17 protein-coding genes are annotated in these 17,951 nt (G+C 37.1%); 13 read left to right on the top strand and 4 right to left on the bottom strand.

Annotation, left to right across the window (positions count from 1 at the left end; all coding sequences use genetic code 11):
- Window positions 1-38: 38 nt before the first annotated feature.
- A complete protein-coding gene (locus LUA86_RS07430; protein WP_231459974.1) occupies window positions 39-2,546 on the bottom strand; it encodes a DPP IV N-terminal domain-containing protein in 2,508 nt (835 codons plus the stop codon).
- A gap of 172 nt (window positions 2,547-2,718) precedes the next feature.
- Here LUA86_RS07430 and LUA86_RS07425 point away from each other — a divergent pair, with 172 nt between their 5' ends.
- Genes LUA86_RS07425 through LUA86_RS07410 form a run of 4 tightly spaced genes read left to right on the top strand, consistent with a single transcriptional unit; the run spans window position 2,719 to window position 6,054 of the window.
- Window positions 2,719-3,597 (top strand): polysaccharide deacetylase family protein, encoded by an 879-nt coding sequence (locus LUA86_RS07425; protein ID WP_231459973.1) that lies wholly within the window; start codon window positions 2,719-2,721, stop codon window positions 3,595-3,597.
- 2 nt (window positions 3,598-3,599) lie between these two features.
- On the top strand, window positions 3,600-3,980 hold the full coding sequence (locus LUA86_RS07420; RefSeq protein ID WP_231459972.1) for a PH domain-containing protein: 381 nt from the start codon (window positions 3,600-3,602) through the stop codon (window positions 3,978-3,980).
- A complete protein-coding gene (locus tag LUA86_RS07415) occupies window positions 3,967-4,845 on the top strand; it encodes a polysaccharide deacetylase family protein (protein ID WP_231459971.1) in 879 nt (292 codons plus the stop codon). The genes LUA86_RS07420 and LUA86_RS07415 overlap by 14 nt, the downstream gene beginning before the upstream one ends.
- A gap of 42 nt (window positions 4,846-4,887) precedes the next feature.
- The gene (locus LUA86_RS07410) at window positions 4,888-6,054 is read left to right on the top strand and encodes a DUF3298 and DUF4163 domain-containing protein (protein ID WP_231459970.1); all 1,167 of its coding nucleotides are present in this window, start codon (window positions 4,888-4,890) and stop codon (window positions 6,052-6,054) included.
- A gap of 469 nt (window positions 6,055-6,523) precedes the next feature.
- Here LUA86_RS07410 and LUA86_RS07405 read toward each other — a convergent pair whose 3' ends face one another.
- Both LUA86_RS07405 and LUA86_RS07400 read right to left on the bottom strand, forming a co-directional pair.
- A complete protein-coding gene (locus LUA86_RS07405; RefSeq protein ID WP_231459969.1) occupies window positions 6,524-6,976 on the bottom strand; it encodes a 3-oxoacyl-ACP synthase in 453 nt (150 codons plus the stop codon).
- A 166-nt stretch (window positions 6,977-7,142) separates the two neighbouring features.
- Complete coding sequence (locus LUA86_RS07400; protein ID WP_231459968.1) at window positions 7,143-7,715, bottom strand: nitroreductase; 573 nt, start codon at window positions 7,713-7,715, stop codon at window positions 7,143-7,145.
- 377 nt (window positions 7,716-8,092) lie between these two features.
- Here LUA86_RS07400 and LUA86_RS07395 point away from each other — a divergent pair, with 377 nt between their 5' ends.
- The 4 genes from LUA86_RS07395 (at window position 8,093) to LUA86_RS07380 (ending at window position 14,021) form a co-directional block, all read left to right on the top strand.
- Window positions 8,093-8,458 carry a hypothetical protein gene (locus LUA86_RS07395; RefSeq protein WP_231459967.1) on the top strand — a complete coding sequence of 122 codons (366 nt, stop codon included), beginning with the start codon at window positions 8,093-8,095 and terminating at the stop codon, window positions 8,456-8,458.
- Window positions 8,439-9,851 carry a YihY/virulence factor BrkB family protein gene (locus LUA86_RS07390; RefSeq protein WP_231459966.1) on the top strand — a complete coding sequence of 471 codons (1,413 nt, stop codon included), beginning with the start codon at window positions 8,439-8,441 and terminating at the stop codon, window positions 9,849-9,851. Before LUA86_RS07395 ends, LUA86_RS07390 begins: the two co-directional genes overlap by 20 nt.
- Window positions 9,852-9,859: 8 nt before the next feature.
- Window positions 9,860-12,205: a mechanosensitive ion channel family protein gene (locus tag LUA86_RS07385; RefSeq protein WP_231459965.1), complete on the top strand. Its 2,346-nt coding sequence runs from the start codon at window positions 9,860-9,862 to the stop codon at window positions 12,203-12,205.
- 388 nt (window positions 12,206-12,593) lie between these two features.
- Window positions 12,594-14,021: an amidase gene (locus tag LUA86_RS07380; RefSeq protein WP_231459964.1), complete on the top strand. Its 1,428-nt coding sequence runs from the start codon at window positions 12,594-12,596 to the stop codon at window positions 14,019-14,021.
- A 38-nt stretch (window positions 14,022-14,059) separates the two neighbouring features.
- Here the strand turns inward: LUA86_RS07380 and LUA86_RS07375 are convergent, their stop codons facing one another.
- Window positions 14,060-14,641, bottom strand: a complete 582-nt coding sequence (locus LUA86_RS07375; protein WP_231459963.1) for a Crp/Fnr family transcriptional regulator — start codon at window positions 14,639-14,641, stop codon at window positions 14,060-14,062.
- A 436-nt stretch (window positions 14,642-15,077) separates the two neighbouring features.
- Between LUA86_RS07375 and LUA86_RS07370 the strand changes: the two genes are divergently transcribed.
- From LUA86_RS07370 to arsB, 5 genes are read left to right on the top strand one after another with little or no spacing between them, the layout of a single operon-like run.
- Entirely contained in the window at window positions 15,078-15,407 is a 330-nt protein-coding gene (locus tag LUA86_RS07370; RefSeq protein WP_231459962.1) for a helix-turn-helix transcriptional regulator, read from the top strand.
- 56 nt (window positions 15,408-15,463) lie between these two features.
- Window positions 15,464-15,931, top strand: a complete 468-nt coding sequence (locus LUA86_RS07365; RefSeq protein WP_231459961.1) for a DUF6428 family protein — start codon at window positions 15,464-15,466, stop codon at window positions 15,929-15,931.
- Window position 15,932: 1 nt separating this feature from the next.
- Window positions 15,933-16,418, top strand: a complete 486-nt coding sequence (locus LUA86_RS07360) for a GNAT family N-acetyltransferase (protein ID WP_231459960.1) — start codon at window positions 15,933-15,935, stop codon at window positions 16,416-16,418.
- Between the two features lie 15 nt (window positions 16,419-16,433).
- Entirely contained in the window at window positions 16,434-16,853 is a 420-nt protein-coding gene (locus LUA86_RS07355; RefSeq protein WP_231459959.1) for an arsenate reductase ArsC, read from the top strand.
- Between the two features lie 2 nt (window positions 16,854-16,855).
- The gene (gene arsB, locus LUA86_RS07350; RefSeq protein WP_231459958.1) at window positions 16,856-17,935 is read left to right on the top strand and encodes an ACR3 family arsenite efflux transporter; all 1,080 of its coding nucleotides are present in this window, start codon (window positions 16,856-16,858) and stop codon (window positions 17,933-17,935) included.
- The last annotated feature ends 16 nt before the right edge of the window (window positions 17,936-17,951 follow it).

Below are 17,951 nucleotides of genomic sequence, written 5' to 3'. Positions count from 1 at the left end.
TTGAGACAGCCTCTTCTTTATTATTAAAAACTCGTCAATTACTTTCCGGTTTTCTCAATATCTCTATCCATTTCTGTTAAATCAACATCTTCAGGATTTGAAAAATCTCCGATAAGGTATTTATTAAAATGATCTGCCAATTTCCAGAAAGCATATTCCGTCATATCACCAAAGCCATGTCGCTGACCAGGAATAATTAAGAAATCAAAACGCTTTCCAGCCTTCATTAAAGCATTTGCAACACGAATACTATTAGCCGGATGAACATTATTATCAACATCGCCATGCATCAGCAATAAATGGCCTTTAAGGTTTTTAGCCAAATCGGGGTTTTTATCAATGCTATATTTAAAAGAAGTATCACCCTTTAAAGAAACAATTTCTTTTACGCCGTGATGCTTTTCACTCCACCAGCGATTGTAAATGCTGTTATCGTGATTCCCTGCGTTTGAAACCGCAACTTTAAAAAAATCCGGATAAACCAACATTGCCGCGGTGGACATAAAACCACCACCCGAGTGCCCGGTGATGCCTACTTTGGTTTCATCTATATAAGAATATTTTGAAGCCAACTGCTCAATTGCAGTTTTCTTATCTGCCAAACCGTAATCGCGAAGGTTTCCGTAACCATAAGTATGATACCATTTAGAACGAGATGGATTGCCACCACGGTTACCAACGGTAATTACAATGTATCCAAATTGAGCCAAACGCTCGGTACGATCCATACTTTTACTAAAGGCTTTGTTAACTGCCTCCGTTTGCGGACCTGGATATACATACTCGATAATTGGATATTTTTTCGTTGGGTCGAAATCAAATGGCTTGTACATTACACCATATAAATCGGTTATTCCATCATCGGCTTTTACTTTAAATGGTTCAGGAAATTTGTAACCGGCAGCCATTAATAAAGATAAATCTGTGGTTTCCAAATCCATTACTTTTCTACCGTTTTTATCGTAAACGCTGGATTTTGGCGCAGTATTAACCCTCGAGTAGTTATCAACAAAGAATGTATTGTTGTCATTCATGCTCGATGCATGATCAAAATCACCCGGGTTTAGCAATTTAAGATTTGAACCATCAAAATTGATACTGTATAAGTGTAAATAGTATGGATCTTCTTTAGCCTCTCTTCCATTTGCCGTAAAATATAAAACACGATTTTTCTCATCAATGTTTACGATGCTTTCGCAATGAAAAGAGCCCTTTGTAATTTGATTTTTTAGCTTTCCGCTTTCGTCAAAAAGGTAAAAATGTGCCCAGCCATCACGCTCACTCCAATGTATCAGTTCTTTTCCATTGTTTACTAAACCCGGACGGTTAACTTCAACATAAGTGTTAAAACGTTCATCAATTAAAGGGGTAACTTTTCCTGTTGCAATTTCTACCGTACCGATATCAATACGCTTTAAATCGCGACTTGTGCGAGAGAAGTACAACCTGCTATCGTTACCTAACCAAACCGATGGACGGAACTCATTATCGCGATCTTTAACTAAACTTGGTTTGCCCCAAACACCAATGGTTTGATCTTTAAAAGCCGAAAGATTTAGCTTTTTTGAAGTTTTCGCCGCAAAATCAAATAACAAGGTTTCATCCTTTGGTGCTTCAGCCTCGCCCGGCATTTGATATTTATAGGTTTCTAAAGTTGGGCGACCAGGTGTTACACTGTTAATTACCCATAAATCTTTAACCTTACGCGAATCGGTTCTATCTAAAACAAAATATTTAGAATTTGGCGACCAAAGCACATAAGCACCACGACGCTTTTTATTATTTTTTTCGTTCTCTACGTTATTTTCCCCATCGCCATCACTACCATAAGAATAAAATTTTACACCATCTTTAGTTAGCTGATGTTCTACAATAGTGCTGTCGTCTTCATTTTTAACTGCCTTTTTGTAATTCTCTTTATCCATCCAATACAAATTATAATTGCGAGAGAAGATAATTGCTGATGAATCTGGTGCCACCGAACCCCATTTGGGTTTGGGTTTTGGCTTAGTATAATTCGGTATTTCAGTTAATTTAGCTGTCGCTAAATCATATCTGAAAGAGAATATTTTCTTCTGCATCGAATCAGCAGCTTTTTTGTCTTTTCTATCCTGCTTCAATTCTTCGATGGTACTTTTAACCTCGAATGTGATGCTTTTTTCATCCGGAGAAAACTTAAACTCATCTAAAGGCAAGTGCTCAGCATCAAAAGGGTCGCGAACAATCAAAGTTATATCTGCAGCCAGCTTTGCATTATCAAAAATTTGTTTTTTAGTTTTTGCTGCCGGATCTACCAAATACCAGAATTTTCCTTTCGGATTTTCGAACGTGTACCAAAAACGATTACTTAATTTAAGCCAATGCGGATCTACTGATGTAGAATAAACCATCTTCTTTAATTTATTTGGCGAAAATCGCGATGCTAACTGATAATTTGCCTTTGGTTGTGGGGCAACATTTTCAGAAATAGTAAACGTTTTTGTTTGCGCAGCTACCGAAAAGGAAATTATTTGCGCAAAAAAAACTAGTTTGTAAAGTTTATTCATTAATTAGTTGATTTTTAGTGGCCAAAAATATTTATTAATAATAGAAAACTTAAAATTGATGTGTAATAAATGCGATAGTTACGCTCCTCTTGCATCAAATATTTATCAACACTGCAGGTTTTGATGTTAAATAGTTTGCAGTTTTTTTAGTTTTGTGATAAAAATCTAAAACATGAAATTCAAAATACTAACCATTATAACTGCCAGTGCAATTTTAATGAGTAGCTGCCAATCAAAATCTCAAACAGAAGCTGATAAAAAAGCTGATTCTACAAATTTAACTGCTCAAACCGATAATGCTCCAGCCTCGACGATTGATGTCTCAAAAATTAAAGTTGCAGATGCAAAAACCATTTTAGCAAGAAAACAAGTGCCAATTCTTTGCTATCATCAGGTAAGAAACTGGAAAGCTACTGACGGGAAAGTTGGTAAAGACTACATTGTGGAAATACAAAATTTTAAAGACCAGATGAAAATGTTAGCCGATAGTGGCTACCATACCATTTTGCCCGATCAGCTTTATGCCTATTTAAACACTGGCGCTGCCTTACCAAGCAAGCCAATTATGCTAACTTTTGATGATACAGATTTAGATCAGTTTACCATCGTAAATCCAACTCTTAAAAAACTTGGCTATAAAGCCGTTTATTTCATTATGACCGTCTCTATCGGTAAAAAAGGAAAATTTGTAGATTACATGAGTAGCGATCAGATAAAACAGCTTTCTGATGAAGGTAATGTTATCGGCTCGCATACCTACGACCATAAAAACTTTAAAAAATATGCTGGTAAAGATTGGGAAGAACAATTGGATAAGCCAACAAAAAGATTAGAAGAAATAACTGGTAAAAAAATGACGGAGTTTGCCTATCCGTTTGGTTTATGGAATGCAGAAGGAATTCCTGAATTAAAGAAACGCGGCTTTAGAATGGCTTATCAACTTTCTACCAAGCGTGACGAAAAAGACCCGTTATTTACCATCCGCAGAATTATTGCTAGTGGTTATTGGAGTCCAAAAACACTTAGCAACAGCATTAAAAATAGTTTTTAGGTATGGGTTTATTTTCAGCATTGCTTGGTAACGCAGGCGCAGTTAATCAAGAACAATTAATAAAAGATTATAGTGGCTTGTTAATTGATGGTGAACAAATTGAACTTGGCTTCAAATTGATTAGAGATACTTTTATTTTCACCAATAAGCGCTTAATTTTAATTGATAAACAGGGTATAACAGGGAATAAGACCGAGTATAAAAGCATAATTTATAAAGCCATAAGCCGGTTTAGTATAGAAACTGCCGGAACTTTTGATTTAGATGCTGAATTGAAAATATGGATATCTAGCGAAACGCTGCCCAGCATAAAAAAGCAATTTAATAAATCTGTAAATGTATATGATGTACAAAAAATACTTGCTCACCATGTACTTAAATAAAAGTTTTCAATTATTCATCTTTGCTTCTTTGATAGTTTTGGCATCATGCAATGCAGATTCTAAAAGTAAAGGTACAAACCAAAATGCAGCAGCCGTTAGCAGCAATAAAACAGATACAGCAAAGCAAGAACCTGCTGACGCCAAAACTATTTTAGCCAGAAGAGAGGTTCCCGTTTTATGCTATCATCAAATTAGAAATAATATCGCCAGCGATAGCAAAAGAGCGCATGATGATATTATTGCACCTAATAAATTTAGAGAACATATAAAAATGTTAGCAGATAGCGGCTATCATTCAGTTTTACCAGATCAGCTTTACGATTATCTTGTTTATGGAAAAAAACTGCCTGAAAAGCCAATCATGATAACATTTGATGATACTGACGAAGACCAATTTACAGTTGGTAACTCCACCTTAAAAAAACATGGTTTTAAAGGTGTTTATTTTATTATGACGGTTTCTATTGGCAGAAAAGGGCGCATTAATTACATGACGAAAGAACAAATTAAGCAATTATCTGATGAAGGAAATACAATAGCAAGTCATACTTACGACCATAAAAATTTCGCCCAGTTTAACGATGAAGATTGGAAAACCCAAATTGATGAGCCAACTAAAAAATTAGCACAAATTACAGGTAAAAAGGTAGAGTATTTTGCGTATCCGTATGGAGTTTACAAAGTTGCCAACTTACCAAAATTAAGAGAGCATGGCTTTAAAGCCGCTTTTATTTTATCTACAGCGAGAGATGAAAATTATCCCTTATACACCATCAGAAGAATAATTGACCCGGGAAGATACACCGCTAAAAATTTATATTACAGCATCAATAAAAGTTTTAATAAAACAAAAGCTAAATCATAACTGTAGCTTTAATAGAAAAACATCATCCACTATCCTTTTTATATGAAAAACATAATTTACCTAAGCCTTTTTGGTCTTTTGCTCATTTCTGCTTGTAACAACACTAAAAGTGATGGAAAAAGCGGAGGAAAAGATTCAATTGAGGCTACTAATAAAGAACTAAGTGCAACATTTTATAAAAGATTAGAAGGTACAATTGATGGAAAACCGGTTGTAATGCATTTACAAAAAGTGGATGATGATTACAGTGGTGTATATTCTTTTAAAAGTTCGTGGTTAAATCTTTCTACCGATACGCTGATTGGTAAGGATAGTGTGGTTTTATTTGAAAATGGATTTTACGATTACTACTTTGATAAGGATGCTCAGCAAACTACCTTAAGTTTAAAATGGACTGGGAATGGCTTTAATGGAACCTGGAAAAATGACAAGGGCAATAAAAGTTTCCCGGTTACTTTAATTGAAAAATATCCGGAAGGTAGTTATCAGTTTACTGCCGACATTTATCAGGATTCGATAAAGGCAATGGTAAATGATGAAAAATCTCCTTATGCAAAAATCAGTTTTGAATATCTAAAACCTGTAAATAAGGATGTTGAAAGCACGTGGTTAGATAGTCAATTAAAGAAAATTTTCGGAAACGAAATGGCGCAAAGTGATAGATCAATCGGATTTAAAAAAATAACGAGTGCCTATTTTGAAGATTACAAAACACAAATAAAAGACCAGCAACAAAGTAGCAAAGACAGAGGTTTTCTGCAGTGGATGAACTATACAAACAACAGCCAGCAATCTATTTCATATAACGATAATCATTTTGTAGTGATTGATTTTTTAGCAGATGCGTATACAGGCGGTGCACATGGAAACTATGGTAGCACGATGTTTTGCTTTGATGTAAAGAATAAAAAGCAAATGGTTTTGAGTGATATTGTTAAGATTGATTCGAATACCTTGCAAAAAATAGTCGAGAAAAATATGCGTAAAAACTATAACATAAAAACTGGCGAACAATTGAACAGCGTATTATTTGATAATTTTATAAAGCCTAATAAAAACTTCTACTTTAACGCTAATGGATTGGCATTTATGTATAATCCATACGAAGTTGCAAGTTACGCACAAGGACAAATTGTAGTTTTCATTCCTTATTCGGATTTAAAAGGTTATTTAACTCCGTCATTTGCCGAGCGGATGAAAATTCAGTAATTTTTAATTACAATACTGATGCCGGGCTCGTTCCTAAATCTGAACCACCATAGGCATGTAAGCTCAATTTCGTTTTGATGAACTTGTTTCAGCATCTTAATACAAAATAAATTCCATGGTCTTGTCTTCACAAACCATTTGTATATTGAGGTATTTGTGTTTCGACAGGCTCAACATGACAACTGAACAGATTGTTGCGCAAATCGAATTCCATGGTCTGTGTCCTCACAAACCATTTGTAGAATGCGGTGTTTCAATATATAGGTAAAAGAAAACATTCAGCTACTTGTGTTTCGACAGGCTCAACATGACAACTGAACGGAGTGTTGCGCAAATCGAATTCCATGGTTTGTGTCTTCACAAACCATTTGTAGAATGCGATATTTCAATATTCAGGTAAAAGAAAACACTCAGCTACTTGTGTTTCGACAGGCTCAACATGACAACTGAACGGAGTGTTGCGCAAATCTTAAAAAATATCCTTAATCAAATACTTTTTCCCGTTGAAGTTTAGTTCCTCACCTACTTTTTTGCCAATAAATAGTTTTCCAATTGGTGCGGCCTGAGATACGGCAAAAAAGGTCTGTTCGTTGGCTTTTAATTCTCCTGCACTAATGCTGATGTAGAAATTACCTGCAGTTGTCATCACCAAGCTGCCATTCTTTACTTCTTTAGCAGCATCTACATTTTCAATTTGTTGCAAAGCTATTTTTTGTTGTCCGGCTTCGTAGAGTAGTTTACTGTTTCTATCCATTTCCTGCTGCATCATTTCGCGGGTGGTTTCATATTTATCTCCGGCACTACTTTTAGTATCATCATTTGATGCCTGCCGAGCTTGCTGCATAGAATATTCAATATTTTCTATTCTATTTTGAATAAAAGTTAAGCAGAGTTGATACAATTGAGATTTTAATGCAGACATGGTTTTGATGGAAAATTTAAGATGGAAAATGGATAAGGAAATAGACAAGTCGTCAATGGGAGGCACAGCCTGCCTCGACAATTCGGGGAAGCAATCTTAATGCTTTTTAAAACTAACCTAATATTTCATAATTAAGCTGCTTTGCTCACAATGACAAAGAATAAAATTACTCTTCAATCCAATTTACTTTTTCTTCAATGGATGTACGATTAGGCGCCCAGGGTTTTTCATTATGATAACCCATATAGAATAAACCAATACACTTTTCATTTTCTTTCAAACCTAAGAAATCGCCTAAATCATGAATTAACGGTGGCGAACTCCAGTAAGCCCCCACTTTTAAACTTTCGGCGGTTAAAGCCATGTTTTGTACTGCACAAGAAACTGCAGCAAGCTCTTCCCATTCAGGTATTTTACCACTAACAGCCATATTTATTGCAATTACACAATCTGCCTGACTGGTTTTTTCGGCAAAACTATCATATTTCTTTTGTAGAAAATTTTGAGGAGAAACTAAATCTTTATATAATCTTCCAAGCTCTGCTCCTAGCTTTGCCAAACCAGCCTTTCTGATAACTGTAAATCGCCATGGCTGCGTTAATTTGTGTGTAGGTGCATAATTTGCAGTTTCTAAAATCTGATTAATAACCTCAACAGTGATTTCTTTTTTAATATAACTAGCCGGAAAAATACTGCGACGTTCTTTTATAACTTGTGATACAATATCGTAATTACTCATGCGGTAAATATAAGGTAAAAGGCGAAAGGATTAACGTGTAAGGCTATTAGGTCGTAAATATTTGACTTTTTAATGTCTTCACACTTTTAACTTTCAACTTTTTACTTTTAACTTTTAACTTTAAGCCTTCTAAAGCTGAGGAAATCAAAACAAACGCGGTTCCTAAAATTTAGTTATTAAATATCCACAATGTGAACTTAGAACATCCATTTCTAAAATTTATTTGGATGTATCGAATTTTCTTGAAGGTATGTTTGCCTCAACAAGACATCAAAAAAAAGAAAACAATATAAATTTATTGAGGTTGCTTAACTATAGATGAGTGTAACGCTCATTTATTTTTAGATGCTTAATTATCCCCGCGAAATCAAAATTTTATGAATACAAACCCTACTCAAGTTTCCATTTTGCTTGAAAGTTTTAAAAAAAATCTCGATTTAAGACTCGAAAAGCTCAAACTTCTGACTATATCCAAAGCATCCAGACTTGTTGCAGATTTGATAACTAATACACTATTATTTGTTTTTGCATTGCTTGCATTTTTCTTTGCTTCCTTAACTTTTGGATTTTTAATATCAGAACTTACATCGAATTATGTTATTGGTTTTGGTAGTTTAACTGGTTTTTACATTTTAATTGCGCTTTTGGTTGGCATTTTTAAAAGCCGATTTATTGAACCGCAACTCATCAATTTCACCATCCGTAAATATTTAAGAAAACATTATGAGCGTTCAGCAAATTAACCGCCGTATTATGGATATTGACAAGCTGGAGGCTGAAATAGATGTACTGAACCGCAGCATTGAAGCCAGCAATTTGGAAATTATTATCCAGGCTAAAAACCTACTAAATAACATACCGGGTGGTTTAAGCGATGCTATTTCTAAAAGCCCGGTTGAAAGTAAGCTCGATTCGACTTCAGATATAGGAGGTAAATTTGTTCCTGAAATTGTATCTGAATTACTAGGTAAAACAGCATTCAAAAAAACTGGATTTATAAAACGTTTTCTATTGAAAAAAGCTTCAAAACTTGCCATGGCGAAGTTAACGAAGCCAGGAAAAACGATTAAAAAACATAAAAATCTCAACGCTTTAATGCAACCTTTAAAAATTGAACAAACGCAATCTGATAGTTGGATTGGAGATTTTGAGCAGGAAGAAAAGGCTGAAGAATCCGTACATCAGAAACTAAATTTTAAAGGTATTTTAGGTGTATTGAAGGCTGCCTTCGGCGGATTTTCAGACCATAAAGTGACTAAACTTAGTGGTTCACTTGCTTATTACACCGTATTTTCGATGGCACCTTTAATGGTTGTAGTTATTGCCTTAATGAGTATATTTCTAAGTCGCGAAGCAGCTGAAGGTCAGGTATATTTGCAATTAAAGGGGTTTTTAGGTGCCGCAGCGGCTAAGCAGGTACAAGATTTAATAAAAAATGCTGCCATAAGTGGAAATGGAACTATTGCTTTCACTATCGGTATAATTACGCTTTTGCTTGGGGCAACATCCGTTTTTGCCGACATTCAGGATTCCATCAATTCTATTTGGGGCATTAAACCAAAACCTAAACGCGGCTGGTTAAAACTACTACAAAATCGTTTCCTTTCCTTTTCCGTTATCATTAGTTTAGGATTTTTATTACTGGTTTCCTTAGGTATTTCAGCTTTGCTGGATGGATTTAGTTCGAGATTACAGGCACAATTTTCTCAGATTTCTGTAGTTGTATTTTACATTTTAAATCTGGCACTAAATTTTGTGGTTATCTCTTCAATTTTTGCAGTTATTTTCAAAGTATTGCCTGATGCAAATATTCGCTGGCGTGACGTTATGTGGGGAGCAATAGTTACTGCCATGCTATTTATGCTCGGTAAAGTTGGTATTTCTGTTTACATTTCTAAAACAGATGTGGGTGGCGCATTTGGTGCAACCGGTTCTTTAGTTGTACTTTTGGTTTGGACATATTACTCTTCTATCATACTTTATTTTGGTGCAGAGTTTACTAAAGCATACGCACTAGTGTATGGTGCAGAGATACATCCGGATTCGCACGCAGTATCCATAAAAGAAATAGAAGTAGAACAAGGGCAGCAATCTTTGCAAGCTGTTCATGGGCACAAGTCCGCTAAGAAAAAGTAAAATTAGATATGGGAAAAAAGTTCATGTTAAAATTGTTGTTTGCGCTAATATGTTCGTTTATATCTTTAAATAGTTTCGCCTGGCAGAATGATAAAAATGGCTTAGCTGAAACTGATTCTGTTAAAGCAATGCCCGATACGCTGCTTTTCCGCATACAAGCTGCACAAGCTGCTATAACAGAAATTAATGCAGCCAACAAAAGAGGTTACGATTTACAAAGTTTTCAAAAACGAATTGAAGCCATAAAAGGCGATATTTCACCATTGAAAGCAGCATTTGCAGCCAAGGGCGAGCAACCCGATGCGAAAAGCCTAATGAGCTATGAATTAATTTTAAAAGATGCTGATTTAAAGCTGAAAGCAATTAATAGCGCATTGGTAAAAGGTAGCAACGAGCTGCAAAAAATGACCGATCAGGTGCTTCAATTAAGTGAAGATTCTTTATTAAAAACCGGAGTATCAGCACAAGACGAAAAGATTTTATATGCCTCGCAAATTAACGATATACGCAGGCGGTTACAGGAATCTGGCAAACTAACGGGATTAAATCTCGATTCGGTAAACAGATTACTAGCCAGTAGTTCTGAGCTAGGTATTTTAGTTAATGATTTACGCACACAGGCAGATGATCGGTTAACACAATCTGGAAAATTAGCCTGGAGCAAGCAAGAGCCATACCTTTGGGAAGCCCCGTTTTTTAACCCAAGTGTGGCTCCAACCGGTAATTTAATAATAGCCGCCTATCAAGGTCAACAGCAAATTCTTAAATATTTTATTAACAGTACATGGGATAACCGTTTTCTTGCAATCCTTATCGCAACAGCCTTTTTTATATGGGTACATCGTAATTTCCGGAGTTCAAAGCGTGTTTCGGTTAAGCGTAAAATTGGCGAACTGCATTTCGAATACCTTCGCCCCTATCCAATATTGGCTACTTTTATTGTGCTTTTTAGCATCACGCCATTATTTGAGCCAGCATCTCCCTCACTATACATGGAGCTGATTTCTTTGCTTTTGCTGCTTACCATTACCCTACACTTATGGAAAATACTGGAACCAAGGCAACTGCGTTTCTGGCTGATAATTATTGCTTTGTATATCCTACTGATATTAGGCAACGGAGCAGTTGATGAAGCTTGGCCATTAAGGCTGGTTATGGTTTGCATTAATACTTTTTTTATTTGGATTGGTTTGCGAATGATGAAAAAAACCACTTTTCGCGAATTTTCTAAACGTCACGTTCGTTTTGCTTTGTGGACATTGGTACTGTTAAATATTTTTTCGGTTTTTGCCAATCTTTTTGGTCGGGTAGATATGGCCAAAATACTTGGTGTTACAGGTGTTATCGGACTTATTCAATTGATAGGATTAGCCGTTTTTATGCAAATAATGCTTGATGCTTTTGAATTGCAAATGAAAATCAGCGCTTGCAATAAAGGTTTCTTTTCACGCATCAACCCAATAAAATCAAAAGCCAAAGTCAAAAAGTTGCTGGCCTTTTTATGTCTGATTATCTGGTTGATGGTTTTATTTATCAACCTGAGTATTTTTGGAGGACTTTGGGATTGGGTTGCTACAGTATTAGCCCAACCCAGAGCATTTGGTAGTATCCATTTTACACTGGGGAATATTGTGTTTTTTGTGGCTATTGTTTATGGCGCAGCCAAACTTCAAAAATCTGTTCCAATGTTATTTGGAGAAGAAAAAATAACTTTCGATGAATCCAGCGGACATAAAAGCTCAAAAGTTGCGCTGGTTCGCCTGGTCATAATCATCATCGGCGTGCTATTGGCCGTTACAGCTTCAGGTTTACCTATGGATAAACTAACGGTTGTGCTTGGGGCATTTGGTGTTGGTATAGGTTTGGGTATGCAGAATATTGTGAACAATTTTGTTTCAGGCATCATCTTGATTTTTGAAAAGCCTTTCCGTATTGGCGATTATGTTGAGCTAGCCGATAAAAAAGGTAAGGTTAGGGATATTGGCATTCGTTCTAGTAAACTACTTACGCCGCAAGGCTCAGAAGTGATTATTCCAAATGGAGATTTGCTTTCTGGCAGATTGGTAAATTGGACACTCAGCAATGATTACATCAAAACCGAACTCCTTTTCAAGGTTTCTGCTGAGGTGGATTTAAAACAGTTGGAGAAAATTATTGGCGATATTGTATCCGAAAATGATTCAGCAATAAAAAAATTGCCTCCGGAGGTTTTGCTCAATAGCGTTGCAGCCGATGTGATGGAAATTAAAGTATTGGCCTGGATAAGCAGCATTTATGTTGAAGCCGATTTTAAAAGCGTATTCTTTCAGCAATTACTGATAAAAATGCGTGATGATGGAATAAAGCTAATGTAAATTACATGTGTTTAGAATCAGTTACCAAATTTCCGTAATCCAAATCATCAAAAGATAAGTATTAGAACACAAAAAACCACTTCACTTGTAGAATGAGTGCATAAGCATCGTTAATTAAAAAGTTAATCAGGCTTTGCATTAAATTATGCATTAATCTTAAAGTTCCATACCTAAAGATAAAATATTTGGAAAGTGACAACACAGTTTATCACATATAAAAGCTGATTTAAGACCCTTAAACCAATGTTTCGGTTAAAAAGCGTGACAAATATCACTTTCAATTTGTGTTATTTGACTTCGTTTCTCGTGGCTCCTTCTGCCCACCTTTGTTCAAGGCACTTCGCTGTGTAGGTGCCGCTTTTTTTGAACCCTAAGAAACGTTATTAATATGAAAACACAAATTAGTAAAACAGATCCTATTTATTATCAGGATGCAAGCTCGTTGGCAGAATTAATCCGCAGCCGTGAGCTATCTCCGGTAGAAGTTGTTAAAGCACACCTAGAACGTATTGAGGCTTTAAATCCAGACATCAATGCAATTGTTACTGTTGCGGGTACTGCTTTACAGGTTGCTAAAGATGCAGAAGTAGCCATTATGAGAGGAGATAAAATTGGCCCTTTACATGGTGTGCCTTTCACGGTAAAAGATTCAATAGATACCGCAAATGTACTAACCCAACGCGGTTCGCCAATTTTTAAAGGACGCACACCAGAACAAGATGCAACCAGCGTTGCCCGTATGAAAAGCGCTGGCGGAATATTGCTTGCTAAAACCAATCTGCCAGAATTTTCTTATTGGATAGAAAGCGACAACTTACTTAGTGGCAGGTCGAACAACCCCTGGGATTTAAGCCGTACGCCTGGTGGCTCAAGTGGTGGTGAATCAGCTGCAATCGCAGCGGGAATGTCGCCTTTGGGTTTAGGTACTGACCTCGCCATTTCCGTGCGTGGACCTGCAGCTCAAACGGGTATTGTATCACTTAAAGCTTCGCATGGCAGTGTACCTATGACAGGTATTTGGCCAAGAGAACCACGACGTTTCTGGCATGTTGGACCTATGGCTCGCAGTATACGCGATTTGAAACTTGCTTTTTCTATACTTTCAGGACCTGATGGACATGATGCTTTTGCTAGCAGTACAGTTCGATATGATGCTGGCACAAGTGACTCAGACACTCGCAAACTTCGTATAGGATGGATGGTTGGACCAGGTTTTGGCCCGGTTGACCCTGAGGTAGTGAATACGGTGAAAGCAGCAGCTGATGCTTTAAAAAACCTTGGTCTTTCCGTTGAGCAAGTAAACATTCCTGCGCTCGAACGAGATTTTGCACTTGATGTTTTCAATAAACTACATGTAATGGAAATGAAAGAAGCATTTAGGATAGCTACTGCAGGTCGTAGCGAAGATGAACTTTATAAAATGGCAAAAACTATGCTTTCTCTACCCGACACCTCAATGAAAGACTATATTGAAGCTGAACAGGCTACTGAACGGATTAGAGATGGCTTTGCAGAATACTTTCAAAAATATGATGTGTTGCTTACCCACGTGTTGCCTATTCCAGCACACGAGCATGGCGTAAGCGAGTTTGTTATTGATGGACAACAGGTTGACGCCACCTATCTTCAAGGTGCTACCGTGCCGCTAAACATCGCCGGTTTACCTGGAATTGCTATGCGTTTTGGCACCAGTAAGCAAGGATTACCAATAGCTGTACAACTTGTTGGAAGTTGGTTGGCAGAATCTACCATTCTAAACGTTGCCTCTTTACTGGAAAGCGTTAGTCAGGTTTCTAATCTTCATCCAATAGCATAAGTAAAAGTGGGTGAATCATACATCATGATCACCCACTTTTATTTCTTCTTGGTAAACTCTTTTCTAATACGGCTTAACGTTTCTCTTGAGATGCCTAAATAAGAAGCTACCATGTGCAAAGGAACTTTGTTAAATACACTTGGATAGGTTTTTTGAAATTCAAGGTATTTTTCTTCCGCTGAACCACTGATAAGAGCGTAAATGCGATGCTGGCTTGTTTCATAACTACGAGCCAAAAGTTTCTCATAAAAAAGCCTTAGCGATGGTATGGAGACCAATAATTCGTTCCAGTTTTCTTTCGTCCAGATAATTACTGAACTGGCCGCTAAGGCTTCAATGTTGTTTAGAGAAGGGGTTCCATTATTATAGCTTTCCTGGTCACTTATCCACCAGTTTTCTACCCCAAATCGTAACGTATGGTCGGTTCCATCTTTGCCAAATCTATAAAGCCGGAAACAGCCTGAGGCAATAAAACAGTTTATCTTCCATACCTCTCCATCATGCAAAATCGATTGCCATTTGCGTAAATTTTTCTCTGTACTCGCTGCCCGGATAATGTTCAATTCTTCATCAGATATTTCTACCCATCCACGTAAATAATTTTCAAAAACTTCAAACATGCTTAAAGGTAAGTAACTAAGAATAAAAATTTATGTAATTGATTGTAATGAAAGTTTTCTTATTTCACCAGAACGATAAATATTATGATAAGTTTGATGTGACCTCTACTAATTCTTCCCTTTCAAAATCAAGAAATAATCAAGGGGTTCCAAAAAGCAATATGATTATAAAACAAATAGGGACCCTGTTGGGGATCCCTATTAAAAAAATGTACCCCCGGACGTACTGAAGTCGAACCAGTTTATCGAAGAATTGAATGTAATTGTTTCAATACCAATAAGTTAATTAGTTGCGTTTATTTTTGCATGCAGAATTGATTTTACTCATCTATTTCAAAATCAGGAGAGCTATAAACCTTTTTTTAACAAAACCATCGTAATAATACGATTTAATTTTGCGGTTTAAGATAACTATCGTAATATTGCAATATAAATTATGGGACTTACAAGATCAGAAATATTTACGGATGAGCAGAACAGGCTCTCTACATTGCTAAAAGCAATTGCACACCCTGCTCGTATCGCTATCCTACAAAGGATTATTATCTCGAACACCTGTATATGTGGTGATCTGGTTGGTGAACTTGGACTGGCGCAAGCTACCATTTCACAACATTTGAAAGAGTTGAAAACAGTTGGAATTATACAGGGTACGATAGAAGGCGTTAGCGTGTGCTATTGCATCAACCCAAAGACTTGGAAATTATTAGAGGATCAGCTTGGAGCGTTTCTAGGCTCTTACAAAGGTGAGACTGGCTGTTGCTAACCCTTTTTTATCTTAATCAATCGTTAAATTGCAATAATACTTTAAATATATACATTATGAAATTATCAGAAATAAAAGAAATCTTAGCCTCTGCCGAGGCGGTGAATTTTCAATTGGAAAATGGTAGTGCCGTACCTGAACATTTCCATGTTACAGAGGTCGGTGTTATCACAAAAGACTTCATCGATTGCGGTGGCAAAGTCCGCCATGAGAAAGTTGCGAATTTCCAACTATGGGATGCTGATGATTATGAGCATCGCTTAAAAGCAGGAAAGCTATTGAATATCATCTCTCTGTCTGAAAAGGTACTAGGTATGGAAGATCTTGAAATTGAAGTAGAATACCAATCCGACACTATCGGAAAGTATGACCTTAGCTTTGATGGCACAAACTTTCTGTTGCTTGCAAAACAGACTGCCTGTCTCGCAAAAGACGCCTGTGGAGTTGAAGATGCGCCAAAAAAAGGAATAGTCAATCTAGCTGGTGCAGTTAATAACTGTACTCCTGGTGGAGGTTGCTGCTAATATGACCATAAGAAATTTATTGGCCTCCGATTGGGACGATGTAAAATCAATTTATGAAAAGGGTATTGCTACTGGCAATGCCACTTTCCAGACAAGCGCACCCTCATGGAATGAATGGGACAGCTCACATCTTGCCACTTGCCGTATTGTTGCCGAGGAAGTGGGGAAAGTAATTGCTTGGGCGGCGCTAACACCAGTTTCTTCTCGTTGCGTGTATGCGGGAGTTGCGGAAGTGAGCGTGTACGTAGATCCTGCATTTTCGGGAAATGGATATGGTCTTAAGCTTTTGAATGAACTTGTGGGTTTTAGCGAAGTTGAAGGTATATGGACATTACAGGCAGGAATCTTTCCAGAAAATTTTGGCAGTCTTCGTATCCATGAAAAAGCAGGATTTAGAACCCTTGGTATCAGGGAGAAGATAGGCAAGCAAAACGGCGTTTGGAGGGATACAGTACTACTTGAAAGAAGAAGTAAAATTATTGATTGATTGTTAGACGGGGTTATGAAAAAAATATTAGTGCTATGCACTGGAAACAGCTGTAGGAGCCAAATTGCAGAAGGTTATTTGAGACATTTTGGCGGAAATCGGGCGGAGATTTATAGCGCAGGAATTGAAACACATGGGGTAAATCCAAAAGCCATACAGGTAATGGCAGAAGACCATATTGATATTTCTAAACACACCTCAAACCATGTGGATGAGTTTGCAGGAATTGATTTTGATGCGATAATTACTGTTTGCGATAATGCAAATGAAGCCTGCCCTTTCTTTCCCGGTAAGGTAGATCGTTTTCACCAAAATTTCCCCGATCCTGCCAAGGCAACTGGCTCTATCGACGAAGTGATGGATGAGTTCAGAAGAGTGCGTGACCTGATCAAGACCTATTCAGCTGATTTTATGAATCAATATTTAACCAAATAACGATGAGTGCAAACAATTGTGCCCCTGCGGCAGAACAAAAAAAACTTGGCTTTTTAGACCGTTACCTTACCCTTTGGATTTTTATAGCGATGGCTATTGGAGTTGGGATTGGCTATTTTATTCCGTCTTCTTCAAACTTTATCAATTCCTTTTCCTCTGGGACTACCAATATACCTCTAGCAATCGGGCTCATCCTGATGATGTATCCACCACTTGCAAAAGTGAAATACGAAAAAATGGGAGAAGTATTCAAGGATACCAAAGTGCTGAGCGTTTCATTGGTGCTCAACTGGGTGATTGGCCCACTTTTAATGTTCTTCTTGGCCATTACTTTTCTAAGGGACTATCCAGAATACATGGTTGGACTAATATTGATTGGTCTTGCACGTTGTATTGCAATGGTAGTTGTATGGAATGAATTGGCTGAGGGCAACCGCGAATATGCCGCTGGCCTGATTGCATTGAACAGTATTTTTCAAGTTTTGCTGTACAGTGTATTTGCCTATGTATTTATCACCGTTCTGCCACCTTTCTTTGGTTTAAAAAGTCTTGAAGTCAATATTACAATCGGAGAGATTGCCAAAAGTGTGGGTATCTATCTGGGACTGCCTTTTGCGATGGGTATTATCAGCAGATATTCCCTGATCAAGCTCAAAGGAGAGGATTGGTTCCAAAACAAGTTTGTGCCTTTCATATCTCCTATTACCTTAATTGCATTGTTATTTACCATTGTCATTATGTTCAGCTTAAAGGGTAACCTGATTGTGCAGATCCCAATGGATGTAGTTCGTATTGCTATACCTCTGGTAATTTATTTCTCTATCATGTTCATAGTGAGCTTTTTTGCGGGGAAATACTTCGGTGCAGACTATTCTAGAAGTACCTCCATTGCCTTTACCGCTACGGGGAATAATTTTGAACTTGCCATCGCAGTTGCCATTGGGGTATTTGGTATTAACTCCGGGCAAGCTTTTGCAGGGGTAATAGGCCCATTGGTTGAAGTACCAGCACTGATCGCACTAGTCAACCTTGCATTCTGGTTCAGAAAAAAATATTACAGCACAGCAGAAATCACCAATTAAGAAAACCAACAACTAT

Source organism: Pedobacter sp. Leaf132 (assembly GCF_920984695.1).
Lineage (GTDB): Bacteria > Bacteroidota > Bacteroidia > Sphingobacteriales > Sphingobacteriaceae > Pedobacter.
Note: the sequence above shows the minus strand (reverse complement) of the source record. Positions and strands in the feature narration are given on the sequence as shown.